Source organism: Actinosynnema sp. ALI-1.44, assembly GCF_001984155.1.
In the GTDB taxonomy this organism is placed as follows: Bacteria; Actinomycetota; Actinomycetes; order Mycobacteriales; family Pseudonocardiaceae; genus Kibdelosporangium.
On sequence record NZ_MTQO01000025.1, the window covers coordinates 18,247 to 35,093 of the forward strand.

Here is a 16,847-nt window from a genome sequence, read left to right on the forward strand (position 1 = left end):
ACGACCGATCCCCGCATCGACGAGATCCGCCCGGCGGCGACCATGATGGCCGACCCCGGGCCATGCTGAGCACGCTATGGCGCGAGCGCACGCCCCGGCAAGGCGGGCAATGACCTTCCCCTGGCAGATGAGGCGGTCGCCGACGCGACATGGCTCCCGCGCACCGCATCTCTCTGGTCACGTCGCAACAGTTCTTGCCACCTCTCGCGCATCAAGCCTGACAACCAGGACCAGGCCGCACGGAAGAGACATCCACATGCAAGAGTCCGAGCAGTTCGTCGCGAAGTTCATCGACTTCTGGAACGACCCGTCTCCCCAGCGGATGCCAGAGATCTTGCATCCGGACATCGTGTTGACCCAGCCATTGGCCGCGCCGATGCGGGGGATAGCGGCCGCACAGGAGGAGTTCCGGCGGATCTGGCGCTTTTTGCCCGACCTGCGCGCACAGGTGGACCGGTGGCGTGGTGACCCGGATCTGCTGTTCATCGAAGTCCGGCTGCACGTTCACGTCAGGGGTGACCTGATCGAATGGCCGAACATCGACCGGTTCGTACTGCGCGACGGCAAAGCGATCGAGCGCATGAACTACTTCGATCCTCTGCCGCTGCTGTCGGCGATACTCAAACGTCCCTCGCTATGGCGACGCTGGTGGACGTCGGGAGCGGCGCGGCCATGGCGCACCGGGCATCGAATAGCCGACTACGGCGGTCGGGCCAACACGACCCGTACCACCAGTCCTAAGTAACCGATGAGCGGAGGTCAGGTGAAGCGAGGTCGTGTTCGGGTTTCAGATCCGTGGTGCCTTGTCGGTGCTGTCGGTGGCCGGTGGATACCAGCCGGGGGTGGTATTTCATCCGATTGGTGGTAGCGATGGCCAGCTGAGAAAACCCGCCAGACTCCACCCAGATCGGGCTGCCGCTGGAGCGACTCGTCGGCAACTCCTGAGTGTTGTAGGCGTGCAGAACGGCCGCGATCGGCCGCGTCGTCGAGGCTCCGGCACCCATCCCGCCCGGGAGGGCGTCGTGATGAACACGACGCGGGCCACGTGGTGTCCCGGTCGCTGACTCGCACCTCGTCGCCGGTGTTGTTCTCGATGGGTGCTCGCTCGGGAATCTCGTACTCGGCCGTGGCCACAATGGACTTGAACAACAACGTTCTCTGACATCCGTCGGCGGTCGGCCATGCCCTCGTATGGCCGACCGCCGTCCTCGCGCCGGTCACGTCACGTCCTGTGTGGCCGGAGAGTCAGGTCTCGCAGCCCCGTCGTGGATTGTCAGGTCCAGTCGTATTCGGCCAGTGCTTCATGGATCTGCCGCTGGTTGGTGAACCGGCCGCCGAAGCGGTCTGGACGCCAGGCATCCACCTGTGCTGACTCGCTGGGCCCGCCGGTGATCCGCTTCGTCAGCGCACGGGCATAGCCGGGACCGTAGGTGATGCCCGCTTCGTTGTCTCCGGACAGCACATAGGCTCCCGCGACGCCGGGTACCTCGCCGACCACGGCCCGCATGTCCGGGGTGTAGCAGGGAGCACCGTGTTTCACGTGCAGTCGGGTGCGTGCCGCCAGCGCCGGGCTAACCGCCGCGCCACGCTCGGCGATCCGCAGAATCTCCAGGACGCCGTCGATCGGCAGGTCGTCCAGCCGGTCCGGCACGGGTGCATCGACGAGGACGTTCCGTGGGAAGACGTCATAGGTGCCACCCCACAGCAGACCGTCGTCGTGCCCGCGGACCCACAGCATCGTGCCTCCGCCCGGTTCGTCGGGAGCGAGACCGCTCAGGAACAGGGTGGGCAGAGTGTCCGGCACGCCACGGGAGCCGGTGATGATCCGCGAAGTCACCTGGGCCACAACAGGCAGGAAGAACCCGAGCGAGGCCACCAGTTCGCTGTTCCACGCACCCGCGGCGAGCACGACCGCCTCGCAATCCACCCGGCCACGCGCCGTCTCCACGGCCCGTACACGTCCACTCCGGACAGTGAGCCCGGTGACCGGCCGTCGGGTGTCGATCACACCGCCGGCGGCGCGGACCCGCTCGGCGAGCACGGCCACCACCTTCGGTGCGTGGACCTGCGCGCCGCTCTCGTCCAGCAACCCACCGAACACGCGTTCGGCGCGCACGACCCCCGCAGTCCGCGCCTCCACCTCAGCCGGACCCACGATTGTTGCCGCTCCCTGCTCGTCCGCGTTCAGGGTCTCCCACGCGGCCGCGCTCGCCGCGACATACAGCATCGCGTTCGCCTTGAAGTCGATATCGTGCCCGTCCCGGTGCAGACCCGCGTAGAAATCGCGGCCATATCGAGACGCCTCGAGCTCGTTCTCATAGGGCGCCCAGTGCCCGAGGAAACCTCCACCAGCCGCCGTGGTCCCCTGCCCGACATCGTCCCGCTCCACCACCCGGACGTCACGCACTCCCGCTTGCAGCAGGTGCAGCGCCACCGCGCAGCCCAACACCCCAGCACCGATCACGACGACCTCGGCACGGTCGACCATATTCCACTCCCTTCGAAAATGGGCAGCGAGTACCGCCACACGAACTATTCCCCTCGTGTGCGAGATCTCCGCTTTTCCCTGCGCCCTCGGCCGAGGCTAGCCGAAGCGATCGCCTATTCGCATATAGAAATTTTCAGCGCGAGGCCGGAGGGGCAATACCTGCTGACGGATGAGTGCTGGACAGCGAGTGAACTCGTCCTGGCGGACAGGTGTGGTGAACGGACAAAATTGGTGTGGGCTGGGCTGGGTGACGCCGAGGGTCCGTGGTGCCGAACGAGCCCGATTGACAGCCTGGCGCGGGATCGTGGGGGTGTGGGCCCATGAATTGTTGCCAGTGAGCACGCGGTTTCGTCGAGGTGCGTGATCGCAAGGAGATTGCGCGGCTCGCCCACAGTGTTGTCATGACCGTTGCCGGGGGCGACTGCGTCATCAGTCCAACCGGTCCGCCGGACCACGCCCCCGGCCTGGATCCACGAACGCCAGATCAGCAGGCCTCAGCGTGAAGAACCGGAACAACTCGTCCCGGCCGATGTCCGGCAAGCCTGCAGACGCTCTACCAGCGATACGGGCAAATCGCCCATCAGATCGAGTGGGGACGCGCGCGAGGCGGGTGCATCGACCACACGCCGAGATAGCGGAAGCGTTGATCGCGTGCGTGCGCAGCTGTGGAAAGACGCGCGGCCGCCCTCGAGGTTGCTGAGAAGTTCCCTTATTTTTCCCTGTCAACCGGGAGCAAATGGCCGGTGCCCGGCGCGTCTTCAGTGCGAACAGCGAACAGGCAGAAGAGCTGCAGGGGGATATTTCAGATGCTGAGGCCCGTTCTTTTCGGTGCGATCAGCGTCGGTGTTGTCGGTCTTTTCATGGCGGGACCCGTGGCGCATGCCGACAGTGGCGACGCGAAGCTCTACTTCAGCAAGCACGCGGTACCCGGTGGAGCGGTCGAGCTGAGCGGTATCTGTCATGCGGACAAGGCGATGGCCTATTCCAACGAGCTTGAGCCGCACGCCATCACTCTTGTCCGCAGGAACAACATGGGCGACATCAGTGCCAATGCCAAGGTCGGGAAGAATGTCAAGCCGGGCATTTACCAGGTTAGGTTCGATTGCGGCGACACCAAGCAGCACGTTCAGATCGAGATCGAGCCCGTTCAGCAGCAGCCGTCGAAGCCGACAACCGGCAAGCCCGCTCCGGCCAAGCCGGAGGCCGGTCAGGTGGCGGTGAAGCCGAAGGGTGCGGCGAACACAGGTGAGGTGACGTGGACACCGCTGCTCCGGTGCGGGAGCAGGGTCCGAACACGGGGTTGTTCGTACTGGGTGGAGCCGGTGTGCTGGCCGCTGGTGGGGCGGGTGCGTTCATGCTTCGCCGTCGTTCACGCACGCAGGGCTGACGATCGATCGCACTGAAGGGGTGGCTTGCCTCGGGGGAAGGCAAGCCACCCTTTCGCTGTGTACAACGGTTTGTGGACCCGTAAGCGGGTCAGGTGGTGCCGCAGTCGGTGCGCGCCGGGCGCGGGCGGCCGCCGGTCTCGTTCTGGTAGGGCTACAGCTGACATATTTGTCAGCCTATGGCTGACATCTGAGCGGCGTAGTCCGCGAACCCGGCTGGGCGGGTTGCGGGATAACGTCGACCTACGCTGGCCGGTGCGGCGGCGTCGGGGTGCTCGTGCTGCTGGTGCTCGCGTTGTGCACGGCGTGGGGCCAGGCCGCGATACCGCGCAGCCAGGCCTACGAGACGTTCGCCGGGGGCAGGGCGGGCTGCGGCTGAGACGCCTCAGCGAGGCGACGAAGGATCGAGGCTGGCTGCTCCAGCAGTCGTGGATTGCGTTCGAGGTAACGCAGTTCCTCCTGGGTGAGGTTCCGGACCACCGGGACGCCGTCGGCTTTGATCAGCAGCAATGAGCCGATCTGGATCAGCGCGGTCGGCTCGTCCTTCAGTGCGGTCAGCAGCTTCGCGACGGCATCGCCTTGCAGAGCGTCGACATCGGCCTGCGCCTTGCCCACCAGTTGAAGTTCGATGCCACGCTCGATCTTCAGCAGCCGTTCGGTGATCTGGTCGGAGGTCAGGGCCTTGCGCAGACGGAACTGCGTCTTCTGGAAAACCGATCCGAGGACGTGCGGTCCGCGGGAGTTGACGTCGAAGCCGAAGGCGTCCAGCAATTTCTCCAGCGCGGCCTGGACTTCCTTGTGATGGCTGCCGTCGGCCAGGTAGGTCACCGTGGGCACTGGGGGTATCGGCTGGTGGCGTTGGGTTCGGCGACTGTCCGGTATCTCGTCGAACGGATCCTTCGACGGTCGCGGAGGCTCGTAATCCGGGTCCGACGTTGAGTCCACCGCTGCCTCGGGTGAAGCGTCCTGGGGGAATGGCTTCACCATGGGTGGCAGGTCGTTGCGATCGCCGCTGCCGACTGGGCCTTCCCAGTTTGCAGTCGTCATGCCGCTCCCCCACGGTTCCCGTGCCAGTGAGGTGTGCGGGATGTACATCGAGGACCTCGACCTGCGCCTGGACGAGGAACACGCCCGCGTGCGGCAAAGGCGGCTCGGTGCGCACCGTGCTGTGGTCGGCCACTCCAGCAGCGTCTGCAACTGGCGCAAGGCCTCGGTGGCCTTGGGATAGCCGGGGACGTCAGGTGGGGCGAAAGTGTGAGGAATCCGCGCTGACACCGGCCAGCCATCGCTTGAGTGCGGATGTCGACACTGGACATCCGTCCGGCCCGGCCAAAGGCCAGCGCAGGCTCGAGATGGTGGAAGAACACCCAGCAGGTGTCGATGCTGCCGGAGAGCCGGACGGCGAAGCCGTGAACGACGATGTGGTGGTCAGTGCGCCGTTCGCGCGGAAGCTCCTCGACATCATGGACGTGGTGGTAGTTCGGCAGCTCGTAGTCGTCGCAGTCGCACTCCGCGCGCCCGCCGCGCGCAGGTCGTTGCAGGATCTGCTGCGAGGTCGAAATGGAAGGCGCGGCTGTGTCGCGGGAGTTCGCACCGTCGAAGCGGTCGAGCGCGTCCTGGATGTTGCGCACGAGGTCCGGATCGCTGCCGCGGCGGCCCACAACGTGCCGCAGGTACACCTCAGCGCCCTGCCGGAGGCCAGCGTCGGGAAAACTGCACACCATCGCGACCTGCGTGCCGAAGCTTTCCACGTGATCCCAGGAGTCGTAGCACTTGTTGCCGGTCGTACATCGGGTGCAGGCGAGCGTTCCGACCATTGTCGGGCGACGGCGTACCCATTCCGCGTCTTTGGGGACAGTCGAATCCGGGAACGTACCGGTACGGTTTCGTTCTCACGAAACGTGTGGGGTGTGCCGGGTACTGACGGGACAGGCTCGACCCCGTCCAGGACGAGACGTCATCCCACCACCTGGGGGCGCGTGTGGTTACCGTCCGCAGTAACCGGCTGTGGTGGTGACGCTGGCGTGCAGGCTGGCGATGTGTTGGTTGATTAGCTGGTTGAGGGTGATGTTGGGCTGGGGGCGCCGTTGTTGATCGATGTGGTCGATTAGTCGCTGCAACCCGCTGTGCTTCGCGCTCGGCGGAGGGGCCTGCTGGGATGGTTTCTGATAGGTAGTGGGGACGGTGGGTGATCGGGTCGGTACCGGCTTGGACTCGTACTCGGAGGGATCCGCTGGGCAACATGCCGATGTGGCCGCGACGACGCGACTTGCTGGTACGCGGCCGAGTAGTTGCTTTCACAGGGCATTCCTCTCGGTTGTTGGGGAATCGCCGAGTTGTTGATTGAAAGGAGCGTGCCGCGAGCAGTTCAGACAGATATGCCACATCTACTGTGGACTCAACGCGGGTGCTGAAGTTGGATCTTCCCCTGGCGTTCGAGGGGTGACAACATTTCTTCGACGACGCGTGACGTGGGCTGTCGCCGCCGCGTTCGGTCGGCGCGATGAACATTCGTGCTGGTGTATGGCCTGCAGGAGGCGTTCGGCCGCGAGCTGGGTGAGGGATCGGGCGCTCGTCACGTCGTGCCACGCCTGGAGCGGGTTCCTGTGGGGCGGACACCGCCTGGCCAGGTTGTTTCGCCTGGTGCAGGTCGTTGTGTATGTCAACTGATCATTGCTGTACTCGGTCACGCAGTTCAGGCCTCTCGTGTGAGGGGCGCTGGCGAGACCACTCCAGATCGCGTGGATGCCACATTCCATGTCACGCGTGACTGGCAAGATCGACTACTGATTCACTTGGGCATACGGTCCTTGACCTGTTTGCGCAGGTCAAGGACCGTATCTCGCCCGGTGAAAGACGAGTGCCCCCGGCAGGAATCGAACCTGCGACACACGGTTTAGGAAACCGATGCTCTATCCCCTGAGCTACGAGGGCTTGCTCTTCAGCGTAGCGGCCATTTGACCGCGAGCTTCGGCGGGGTGGGACCGCCTGCCTGCGCCGGATCCGGCGCAGGTCTGATCATACGGGTGGTCGCCATCGAGTTGGCGCACATCCCCGTCTGCGCGGGGTGGCGCCCCCGGGGCTGGGGGTTCCTGGGGGCGCCTGGTGGGGTTGTCAGTGGGCGTAGAGCTGCAGCTCGTAGATGCTGTAGCCCCACTTCGTTCTCCGTTGGATTCCGACGAATCGTATATATCGGGCTTGGGTTGGGGGCCAGACCGCTGTGTCCAGGCCGCCGTCTCCTGTGGTTGTCGCGTGGACCGGTTGCCAGGTGCTTCCGTCCGTTGACGCTTCCAGGCGGTAGGCCTTTCCGTACGCCGCCTCCCAGTGGATCACCGCGCGGGCCACCTGCTGCGTTGTACCCAGGTCCACTGTGAGGGACTGGTTGTCGCTCCAGTCGCTTGCCCAGCGGGTTGCCTGGTTTCCGTCGACCGCGTTGCGAGCTGGGGACGGGTATGCGCCGGTTTCCGCGCTTGTCGCCGTCGCTGCTCTGGCGAGGGCGAGGTTGGCGATGTTCTGGCCCCTTCGGGCCGGGAATTCCACTACTTGCTGGAATGTCGGGCGGTTCTGCCAGGTGATCTTGTCGTGGGTTATTCCGCCCAGCGGGTTTTGGATCACTGTGTCCGCGCACCACTGGTCACCCGCTGCGCAGTTGCCGTCGCCTGGGTACACCTGGTTCAGCGGGGCCGCTACCGCTTGGGTCAGCGTTGTCGTCAGCACTTGCCTGCATCCGGCCACTGTTCCGCCGCCGCAGTACTTCTGCGCCAACGGGCCTGCCACCTGGTCTTCCAGCACCGCTCGGAGGTCTTTCTGGACGTAGCCCCACCAGCCCGACTGGAACGACGACCCCTTGTGCGGCTGGCCGGAGTGGAAGTCTGGTTGTCCATTTTGGAATCCGGAGGGGGACTCGTTGATTCCTATGGTGGACACCAGCGCGTTGTACGCCGAGTCGCCGAGGCCTGGTTGGAACTGGGCGCGCACCAGCAGCGGCCACCATGCGTCGAGGATCTTTATCGCGTCCGCGTTCGCGTACTTGTGGCTGCTCTGCGCGGTTTCCTTGCGCAGCGAGCCACTGTTCATCCAGGTCTTCAACGACGCCACCGCGTTGGCGAGGCCGGGGTCGGTGATGGGCTGGCTTTCCAGGACCCGTAGCAGGTATGGCAACACGCGTTCGGCGCGCAGGTCGGCCAGGGCGGCGTCCGCCATGGCCTGTGTCAGGTTGACGCGGGTGACCTTCTTCCCGCCGGAGATCAGCGCGCGGACTCGGCTGTCCAGGAGGTCGCCGCGGTGCACCGCGCTCTTTTCGTAGCCTGCGTTGGCGTAGTCCTTTGCTTGTCCGTTGTTCCAGGAGATGAAGTAGTCCTGGTTCACGGCTTGTGGGTGTTGTTCGTACGGGGTGTAGGTCGCGCTGTTCGTCGCTGGGACCCAGCCGTTCCACTCGTAGGCCGGTGTCGCCCATACCGGCATGTTCGGGTCCACATTGGCTTTACGGGACGGGTTCGCGCCGGAGTTGAAGTACGCCGTGTCCTTCGAGTCCACGTAGAACCAGTTGAACGTGTAGTTCACGTGCGCCGCCGCGCGCTGGAAGTCCTGCGCCGAGGTGATCGCGCCCGGGTCGTTGAACTCCTGGAAACCGATGATCGACTCGATCTCGTGCTGGTACGTCGACCGCAGGCTCGTGTACGCCACCGGCTTGCCGCCGACGGTCGCGCGGTGCGTGATGGGGCCGTACGCCGTGCGGAACGCGACCAGGCGGTACGACCCTTCCGGCGTGCCGTCGGCGACCGTCGGTTTCCACGCGTTCTTGCGCTCGATCGTCTCGATCGGCGTGCACTGACCGCGGAACATGTAGTGCGTCGAGTCCTTGGTCGGCGGCTTCCCGGTCGGGTCGCACAGTTCCACCGCGTACGTGTCGATGATGTCCTGCGCCGAGGTCGTCGCACTCCACGAGTAGTCCTGGCCACGCCCGAGCAGCACGTAGAAGCTGATGCCGGCGAACGACGCGCCGCGTGCGCTGATGCCCGGCCCCTGCAGCTCCTGCAGGACCAGCAGTTGCGGGGCGAAGTAGCCGGTTTGCGGGCCGAACACCGCGACCGGGTTGCCGCTCGCGGTGTGCTGGCCGGACACCACCAGCGCGTTGGACATGCCGTGCTTCTCGCTCACCAGGTTGCCTGGCAGAACACCGTCATCGAACACGCCACGCGCCGGTTCCAGCTGCTCGGGTGCCGCGACCTTCACCGGCGCCGCCGACGCGGTGGCGGCCGAGCCAGTGGGGTCGAACACCAGCTGCTGCGATGTCACCGAACCCTTGTCGGGCATGGCCACGCCCGCGGGGTTCGCGGGTGACTGGGCGTACGGGAAGCTCTGGCCGTTGTGCAGCGTGTTGACCGTCTCCGGGTCGTTCTGCGACCGGAACGCCTGCCAGGCCTTTTCGCCGTCGGCCACGCCGTACCGCTCGTGGAACGCCATCCGCGTGATCGCCGACCGCACTTCGCCGCCACCGCCGCCACCGAACTGAGCGCCGACCACGGACGCGAGGATGACCAGGTCAGGCAGGCTGAACGGGTCGATCCTGCCCGCGTTGGTGATCGCGTCGACGTGTCCGGTCAGCACGTATTCGCCGGGGAAGTAGCGGCCGCTGTGCGACTGCTGGATGTAGAGGTTGATGCCGTCGAGGTACGCGCGCGCGTCCGCCAGCGCCTGCGCGCCCTTTGGACTGGACGCGGCTGCCCGGTCAACCTGGGCCTGAAGCTCGGCCTCGTTGTACGGGGCCGAGCGGAAGAAGCCCTGTTCCAGTTCACGGTTGGCCGCGGCGCCACCCGCGAACGGGGTCAGTTGGCCACGTCCCACCCGGCGGAACAGGTCCATCAGCCAGAGCCGGTCCTGCGCCGCGGCGTACCCGGCGCCGAACATCGTGCCCGCCCTGGTCGTGCCGGTGACGTGGGGCAGGCCCAGCTGCTTGTCACGCACGATCGTCACGTCCGCGCGCGGCTTGGTGGTGCTCTCCACCTGACCCGCCGGGACGCCGAATGAGGCGTCGTTGAAGAACTGTCCGATTTTCTCGGTCGTGAGCGTGCTGTAACCGGACGCGAGGGTGTCGTACTTGGCCAATTGGTCGGACGAATGCGCTGGTCTGGTGCCGAGCACCTTGTGCGCGAGGATGTCGGCCAGCGTGGCGTTGCCGTTGGCTCCCGGTGGCAGAACGTCACCGCACTGGCCAAGGCAGAAGTCGATGGGGGCCGCCTCCACCTGGGGTTCCGCGTTTCCGGACGGCGCGGCGGCGACGAGTCCGGCGACGGTGGCGATGGCGGACAAGGCGGCGAGTAGGCGTCCACGCGTCATTGCAGGGGGCTCCTCTCAATGCGTGACGCAGGCCACGTTACCCCCGAGTAGGTCTATTGCGAAAGAGCTTCACTTTTAACCGTCTGCTACCAGCTACGATCACTCAGTAGACAAATGTGACACGTTAGGGATTGACCTTCAGCCTATTGGGTGAGAAAAAGGGCCATTGGACTCCGGCGCCGTCGCCTGAACCGGCTGCGCAGGACCCGACCGGGGAGGCTCCAAGGTGATCAAGGTGATGCTCGCGGACGACGAGGACCTCGTCCGTTCGGGACTTCGAACGATCCTGACCAGCGCGGGGGACATCGAGGTGGTCGCCGAGACCGATGACGGTCTGCACGTGGCCGACCTCGCCAGACAGCACCGGCCGCACGTGGCCCTGCTGGACATCCGGATGCGCTCCGCGGACGGTCTGTTCGCGCTGCGCAGGCTGCGTGCCCTGCCGGAACCCCCGAAGGTCGCCATGCTCACCACGTTCGACGTGGACGAGTACGTCACGGAAGCGCTGCGCATCGGCGCGAGCGGCTTCCTGCTCAAGGACACCGAACCGGCTGTGCTGGTTCGCGCGGTCCGTGATCTGGCGGCAGGCGGCGCTGTGCTCGACCCGGGCGTCGCGGCCCGGGTGCTCTCACAGGTCGCGGACGGCGAACGCGCCGCGGAACCGGCCAGGCGTCTGCTGGCATCGCTCTCGGAACGGGAACGGGAGGTCGTCGGCCTGATCGGCCAGGGCCTGTCCAACGCCGAGATCGGCAGCGCACTGCACCTGTCCGAGGCAACCGTCAAGGGGTACGTCTCCGCCGTGCTGGGCAAGATCGGCGCGGTCAACCGCGTTCAGGCAGCGCTGGTCGCCTACCGCGGCGGGCTCATCGCCTGATCGAGGTCCGGCCACTCGACCCGGTTGCGACCGTTTCGTTTGGCCAGGTAGAGGGCTGTGTCCGCGGCGGCGAAGAGGTGCTCGAGGCTGCCGCGGCCACTGGCCACGCCGATGCTCACGGTGGGGCGCCGTGCCGCGCCGAGCCGTGAGCGCCAGTCGTGGCTGTCCACGGCCGCCCTGATCCGCTCGGCCACGGCCAGCCCCAGCTGACCCTCCCCGACGAGCAGGATGATGAACTCGTCGCCCGCCCACCGCGCCACCAGATCGCCTGTCCGGCACTCGCCGCGCAGCAACTCCGCGATCTCCCGCAGCGCGCTGTCGCCGACGGCGTGCCCGGCGTCGTCGTTGATCTCCTTGAACCAGTCGACGTCGATCACGATGAGCCACGGCGTGGCGCCTGCCGCCGCCGCGTTGGCGAGCACTTCGGGGGCTTTGCGTTCCAGACCGAGGCGGTTGGTCAGACCGGTCAGCGGGTCCCGGACGGCCGCTTCCTGCGCCACCGTGGCGAGGCGTTGGGACTGGATGGCGAACCGCCGCTGCTCCAACGCCAGGCCGAGGCCTTCCTGCATGATGGACATCGCGGTGGTACGGGCCCGCACGTTGCGCCGCAGCGCCGTCGCCTCGCCCGCGAAGTCGTTGAGCTGCGCGCAGATGTCCGCCAGGTCGGCGGAGAACCGTTGCACCAACGGCACGTCGTTGATCATCTCGATTTGCCGGAGCGCGTTGCTGGCGTACGTCCGCGCTTCGACGAGATCGCCCTGCAGCCTGCGCACGATGGACAGCACCCAGTTGCCGACCGCGATACACCAGCGGTCGCCCGCGGCCCGTCCCACTTCGACCGTCTCGAACGCGGCCTTCTCACCTGCCGCGAACTCCCCGCAGCCCACCAGGGCCGAGCTGTACGCGCCGAGCAGCGACCGGCTGGTCTGCGGGGAGATCCTGTCCAGCGCCAGGCCTTCGGCGAGCAGGGCTCGTCCCTCGGTGAACATCGGCATCGCCTGTGCGGGCGGCAGGTTCATCGCCCACAACGTGAGCCCTCCGCCGAGACGCTGCAACGCCACACCCAGTTCGACAACGTTGTCGCTGGTTCGCGCGGTACTCAGGGCCGCGCGCAGCATCGGCTCGGCGGCGCGGAGGTGTCCGATGCTGTTGAGCAGGTAGCCGAGTTGACCCATCGCGTTCGCCGCGCGGGCGCCGGACGGCGGCTCGCTGTCGATGTCCGCCCAGCCCTCCGCGGCCAGTTCGAGAGCGAGCGGGATCCGGCCGAGCCGCCACGCGATGACCGCGCGCCCGGTCAGGATCGCGGCTCGTGACCAGGTGTCCGCTTCGGCGGGCATGGCCTCGAGCGACTTGTCGAACCGGGTCGCGGCCTCGGCGAGCTGGTCGGTGCCCAGCAAGACGTAGATCTCCCGGTCTTCCCGGAGGATTTCGCCAGCCTCGTCCTGCTCGTTGTGGTCCAAACCCGGCCTCGGCAACCTGTGTAGCCCCTCGTATCCCCGAGGCCGAGATTACCCGCGATTGCCACTGGACTGGCACAACGAGCAGATAACGCGTTTGATCTATAACTCTTTCGGACTAACGCCGACTGGGTGACGGGTAGGGCAACAAGGCCATCTCCCGCGCGTTCTTGATTGCCGTGGCAACTTCACGTTGCTGGCAGGGGGTCAGTCCCGTGACCCGGCGTGACCTGATCTTGCCTCGGTCGGAGATGAACTCGCGCAGCAGGGCCGCGTCCTTCCAATCTACTGTGGACAAGCCCTCGCGGAGCAGGATGTTCTCCCTGCGGCGGTCATTCCTACGCGTGTGTCGCAAAAGTCAGCGCTCCTCGCGGAAGTCGACGTGCCGCCGGGCGACCGGGTCGTACTTGCGCAGCACCATCCGATCGGGATCGTTGCGGCGGTTCTTGCGGGTCACATATGTGTACCCGGTACCCGCCGTGGACCTGAGCTTGACGATCGGCCTGATGTCGTTGCGGGCCATCAGACGCGCACCCCTGCCCGGCGCAGCCGCGCCACGACCGCCTCGATTCCCTTGCGGTCGATGGTTTTGATGCCCTTCGACGACACCGTCAGCGTGATCCGCCGCCCTTCCGACGGCAGCCAGTAGTGACGCCGTTGCACGTTCGGGTCCCAGCGCCGTTTCGTGCGCTTGTGCGAGTGCGAGACCTGGTTGCCGAACCCGGGTTTGCGCCCGGTGACCTGGCAGATCGCGGACATCAGCCCTCCTGAAAATGACAGTCGTTTTCAATTACGATAGCATGGCGACCGTCGAAAGGAGTGGCATGTCACGGGTTGGACTGGTGGTCGTGGCTGGTCTGCCGCGGCGGCAAGCGGCGGCGGTGGCGGCGAGGCTGATGCATTCTGAGGCCGGGAGCGTTGTCGTGCACCACGATCTGCGCGACATCGCCAGGGGTTTCGTTGTGCGCAGGCAGAAGTCGGCCGAAAGTGAGCGCGTCGACCGGCTGGAGCTCGCACACGGTTGCGTCTCCTGCACTCTGCGCGAGGACTTGGTGCCGTTGCTGGCGAAACTGGCCGAATCGGACGGTGTGCGCCGGATCGTGCTGCACCTCGACCCGACCATCGAGCCGGAACCGGTCTGCTGGGCGCTGCGATCGATCCCGGTCCAAGTGGTCGGCGTGGTCACCGTCGTCGACCAGGCCACTTGGCTGGCCGATGCGACGGGAGACGAGGAACTGGCGGAACGTGGATTCGGCGTAGCGGAAGGGGATGACCGGACTGTCGCGCAGGTCGCCGTCGGCCAGGCCGAGTTCGCCGACGCGATCGTGCTCGCCGGTGCGGACACGGAAACATGGACCGACGCGTGGACCACGGCCCGTACTTCCGCCGTGCTGACCAGGATCGCGCCACGCGCGAAGCGGGTTTCCTTCGCCAACGCCGTGCACGCGCTGTGCGACCTGCCGCGGGGAGCGCGGCGCGGCAGGGTCGACCGCTGGTTCGACCCACTCCTTTATGGACAGCCGCCGCTGGAGTCCGACTGCGGCGTGTCGTTGACGGTGTTCGCGGACCGGCGGCCGTTCCACCCGCACCGCCTGCACGAAGCGATCGGTGTGCTGCTCGAGGGTGTCGTACGGGTCCGCGGCCGGTTCTGGCTGGCCAGTCAGCCGGATGTGGCGCTGTGGTTCGAGTCGGCCGGTGGCGCGCTGCGGATCGGCCACGGCGGGCCGTGGCTGGCCACAATGGACGACTGGCGAGCTGAGTGTCCGCAACGGACGGTGAAGGCCTCGCTGGAGTGGCACCCGAGGTTCGGCGACCGCGCGCAGGAGTTGACGATCGTCGCCCACCAGGCGCTCCCGGACGAGCTCACCGCCGCGCTGGAGGCGGCGCTGCTGACCGACGAGGAACTGGCCGAGGGAGAGAAAGCCTGGCTTCGGTACCCGGATCCCTTGGTGGCTATTGAGTAGTGCCGTCGGGCGACGGGCGCCATTGCGGGAACGGCCGGTCAAGGCTCCACTTCCCGTGCGCCAGCGTGAGGATCCGCGGGTCGACCTGGTTCGGATTGGACAGTGACTCGAACAGGTCGATGCTCCACGAGAACGCCCGCCTGCACAGCAGTCGCATCGTCAGCCCGTGCGTCACCAGCAGGACGGTGTCCGGGTGGTCGTGGTCCTCCTTCATCCGGTCCTTGAGCTCGGCGAGGAACGCGGCCACCCGGTCGTCCACGTCCGCGCCCGACTCGCCGTGCTCGAGCCGGTAGAAGAAGTGCCCGAACTCGTGCCGTTTGAGCTTCTGGATCTCCTGCTCAACCGGGTCCTGCAGGTTTCCCCAGTCCTGTTCGCGCAGCCGCGGCTCGGCGACGGTCCTGGTAACCATGTCGTCGAGGTCCAGCAGTTGCAACGTGCGCTGCGTTCGCACGTACGGGCTGACATAGACCGCCACCGGACCGGGCCCGAGCAGCTCGCGCACGACCGGGCCGGCGGCGCGAGCCTGCTCCTCGCCTTTCGTGGTCAGCGGCAAGGCGTGGTCGGGGATACGGCAGTACGCCAGCTCGTCGACGTTGCCCAGGCTCTCGGCGTGCCGCAGGAGAATGATCCGCACCTCTTCATCGTGCCGTCACCGGCCATGACCCGACCGAGTGAGGAGGGTCACGGTCGACGCGTCACCCACGACGGCCTTGTCCACCGAACGTGGGACCGCGCGCTCGTGCGCCCCGCCGCGTACGCCGAGCACCTTGCTGATCTGGTTGGCCACACCGACCATTCCGGACTTGAACGGGTGGTACTGGATGGCCGTGAACAGGTTGTTGTCCTTGCCCTGGATCCACGCGGCGCGGCCGGCGCAGGCGTCGTGGCCCAGCGACGCCGGGTACATGTCGACGAATGTCGTTCGCCCGTCGTCGGCGGCCGCCTTGGCCAGCGCCGAGTTGAGCGCCTGCTCGACGTCGTCGAGCCAGCGCAGGTCGCCGTCGGCGATCGGGAGCACGCTCGGGCAGTTTCCTCGCGGCGGCGCGATCCTGGGGTAGCCGACCAGCAGCACCTTCGCCGAAGGGGAGCGTTCGTGCACGCCCGCGAGCACCGCGCGGACCCGGTCGCCGGTCATGGCCACCTTCTGCTTCATCGTGTCCACGCCGTCCACCACGTGGAACGAGCGGCACGGCGACCCGCCCGGGTCGGTCGGCCGCAGCTCGGGGCATTTGCTGGTGAGCTGGCCGAACACGCCGAAGTCGTTGCCGCCTATGCCGATCGTGACCAGGTCGGTGTCCGGGCGCAGGAAGCTGAACTGCGCCGGGTGCGTGCCGAACGGCAACGGCGGGGTCTGCGGGGTGAGCATGTTCGTGGTGTCCGCGCCGCCGCAGCTGCCGTCGGTGTACGACCGCAGCCCGAGGTTGTCGGCCAGCAGCGCGGGGTAGTTGTTCGTCGAGGTGTAGCACGCGAGCCGGTCCAGCCGTGGCCACAGGATGCCGGGACCGGAGGTGTAGGAGTCGCCGAGTGCGACGTATCGGTGGTAGCGGGGTGTGGCATTGGCGACCGGCGTCACCAGCAGGAACGCGAGTAGGGTCACCATGATCACGCGCAGTGTTTTCACGGTCACACTCCATCACCGGCTCGGCCTGTTTGTCCAGGTCAGTCGCCCGGTCGGAGCTATTTAGACTGACTTGCCATGCTCTTGGTAGTTCTCGACTTGCTGGGGATCGCGGTGTTCGCCACATCGGGTGCCCTCGCCGGGGTGCGGGCCAGGCTGGACACCTTCGGCGTCGTCGTGCTCGGCATCACCACCGCGCTCGGCGGCGGGATCATCCGGGACGTGCTGCTGGGCATCCACCCGCCGGCGACCCTGCGGGACTGGCGGTACCTGCTCGTGCCGGTTGTCACGTCGCTCGTGGTGTTCTGGCTGCACCCGCAGTTCGCGAAGCTGCGGCGGGGCGTGCTGCTCGCCGACGCCGTCGGGTTGGGTTTGTTCACGGTGTCGGGTACGGCGACCGCGCTCGCGCACGGCGTGCCGTCGTACACCGCGTGCCTGATCGGGATGACCACCGGAATCGGTGGCGGCGCCTTGCGTGACGTGCTGCTCAGGGAGATCCCGATGGTGCTGCGCAAGGAGATCTACGCGCTCGCCGCGTTGGCCGGTGGAGTGGTGGTCGTGCTCGGCGCCCGGTTCGGATTCCCGGCCGCGCCGACCGCCATCGTGGGCGCTGCCCTAATCGTGACCATTCGCTTGATCGCGCTCTGGCGCAGGTGGAACGCGCCCGTGGCACGCGGTCTGAGCACCTGATCAGCGCTTTTCTCAGGCATATCTCAGTCCGA

The 16,847-nt window shown here is 66.7% G+C and carries 15 protein-coding genes and 1 tRNA gene; 6 read left to right on the forward strand and 10 right to left on the reverse strand.

The features are described 5' to 3' along the window. Positions 1-256: 256 nt before the first annotated feature. Positions 257-745 carry a nuclear transport factor 2 family protein gene (locus ALI144C_RS02590; RefSeq protein WP_076985367.1) on the forward strand — a complete coding sequence of 163 codons (489 nt, stop codon included), beginning with the start codon at positions 257-259 and terminating at the stop codon, positions 743-745. A 528-nt stretch (positions 746-1,273) separates the two neighbouring features. Here the strand turns inward: ALI144C_RS02590 and ALI144C_RS02595 are convergent. Beyond that, positions 1,274-2,488, reverse strand: a complete 1,215-nt coding sequence (locus tag ALI144C_RS02595; protein WP_076985368.1) for an NAD(P)/FAD-dependent oxidoreductase — start codon at positions 2,486-2,488, stop codon at positions 1,274-1,276. Between the two features lie 806 nt (positions 2,489-3,294). On the opposite strand from ALI144C_RS02595, the gene ALI144C_RS55230 reads away from it, so the two are divergent. Continuing rightward, positions 3,295-3,891 carry a hypothetical protein gene (locus ALI144C_RS55230; protein WP_076985370.1) on the forward strand — a complete coding sequence of 199 codons (597 nt, stop codon included), beginning with the start codon at positions 3,295-3,297 and terminating at the stop codon, positions 3,889-3,891. A 321-nt stretch (positions 3,892-4,212) separates the two neighbouring features. On the opposite strand, the gene ALI144C_RS02610 is transcribed toward ALI144C_RS55230, so the two are convergent. Continuing rightward, on the reverse strand, positions 4,213-4,710 hold the full coding sequence (locus ALI144C_RS02610; RefSeq protein ID WP_143230357.1) for a hypothetical protein: 498 nt from the start codon (positions 4,708-4,710) through the stop codon (positions 4,213-4,215). A gap of 250 nt (positions 4,711-4,960) precedes the next feature. Between ALI144C_RS02610 and ALI144C_RS56570 the strand changes: the two genes are divergently transcribed. Next, entirely contained in the window at positions 4,961-5,101 is a 141-nt protein-coding gene (locus ALI144C_RS56570) for a hypothetical protein (protein ID WP_202818833.1), read from the forward strand. A gap of 1,633 nt (positions 5,102-6,734) precedes the next feature. Here the strand turns inward: ALI144C_RS56570 and ALI144C_RS02615 are convergent. Together ALI144C_RS02615 and ALI144C_RS02620 are read right to left on the reverse strand one after the other, a co-directional pair. Continuing rightward, positions 6,735-6,807 (reverse strand) — tRNA-Arg (locus ALI144C_RS02615). A gap of 180 nt (positions 6,808-6,987) precedes the next feature. After that, positions 6,988-10,212, reverse strand: coding sequence for a penicillin acylase family protein (locus tag ALI144C_RS02620; RefSeq protein WP_076985372.1), 3,225 nt, complete (start codon positions 10,210-10,212; stop codon positions 6,988-6,990). Between the two features lie 226 nt (positions 10,213-10,438). On the opposite strand from ALI144C_RS02620, the gene ALI144C_RS02625 reads away from it, so the two are divergent. Further along, positions 10,439-11,086, forward strand: a complete 648-nt coding sequence (locus ALI144C_RS02625) for a response regulator (protein WP_054288402.1) — start codon at positions 10,439-10,441, stop codon at positions 11,084-11,086. Here the strand turns inward: ALI144C_RS02625 and ALI144C_RS02630 are convergent. From ALI144C_RS02630 to rpmB, 4 genes are all read right to left on the reverse strand, one after another. Continuing rightward, positions 11,062-12,546: a GGDEF domain-containing protein gene (locus ALI144C_RS02630; RefSeq protein WP_076985373.1), complete on the reverse strand. Its 1,485-nt coding sequence runs from the start codon at positions 12,544-12,546 to the stop codon at positions 11,062-11,064. The two genes, ALI144C_RS02625 and ALI144C_RS02630, sit on opposite strands and share 25 nt — an antisense overlap. A gap of 115 nt (positions 12,547-12,661) precedes the next feature. Then, positions 12,662-12,898 (reverse strand): 30S ribosomal protein S18, encoded by a 237-nt coding sequence (gene rpsR / locus ALI144C_RS02635; protein ID WP_076985374.1) that lies wholly within the window; start codon positions 12,896-12,898, stop codon positions 12,662-12,664. A gap of 3 nt (positions 12,899-12,901) precedes the next feature. Next, the gene (rpmG, locus tag ALI144C_RS02640; RefSeq protein WP_076985375.1) at positions 12,902-13,066 is read right to left on the reverse strand and encodes a 50S ribosomal protein L33; all 165 of its coding nucleotides are present in this window, start codon (positions 13,064-13,066) and stop codon (positions 12,902-12,904) included. Then, positions 13,066-13,302 carry a 50S ribosomal protein L28 gene (rpmB, locus tag ALI144C_RS02645; protein ID WP_076985376.1) on the reverse strand — a complete coding sequence of 79 codons (237 nt, stop codon included), beginning with the start codon at positions 13,300-13,302 and terminating at the stop codon, positions 13,066-13,068. Before rpmB ends, rpmG begins: the two co-directional genes overlap by 1 nt. A gap of 65 nt (positions 13,303-13,367) precedes the next feature. Between rpmB and mrf the strand changes: the two genes are divergently transcribed. After that, positions 13,368-14,507 (forward strand): ribosome hibernation factor-recruiting GTPase MRF, encoded by a 1,140-nt coding sequence (gene mrf / locus ALI144C_RS02650; RefSeq protein WP_076985377.1) that lies wholly within the window; start codon positions 13,368-13,370, stop codon positions 14,505-14,507. Here mrf and ALI144C_RS02655 read toward each other — a convergent pair. Then, positions 14,497-15,141 (reverse strand): histidine phosphatase family protein, encoded by a 645-nt coding sequence (locus ALI144C_RS02655; RefSeq protein ID WP_076985378.1) that lies wholly within the window; start codon positions 15,139-15,141, stop codon positions 14,497-14,499. The two genes, mrf and ALI144C_RS02655, sit on opposite strands and share 11 nt — an antisense overlap. 15 nt (positions 15,142-15,156) lie before the next feature. Then, positions 15,157-16,128, reverse strand: a complete 972-nt coding sequence (locus ALI144C_RS02660) for an SGNH/GDSL hydrolase family protein (protein ID WP_237773929.1) — start codon at positions 16,126-16,128, stop codon at positions 15,157-15,159. Positions 16,129-16,203: 75 nt separating this feature from the next. Here ALI144C_RS02660 and ALI144C_RS02665 point away from each other — a divergent pair, with 75 nt between their 5' ends. Beyond that, entirely contained in the window at positions 16,204-16,815 is a 612-nt protein-coding gene (locus ALI144C_RS02665; RefSeq protein WP_076985380.1) for a trimeric intracellular cation channel family protein, read from the forward strand. Positions 16,816-16,847 lie beyond the last annotated feature (32 nt).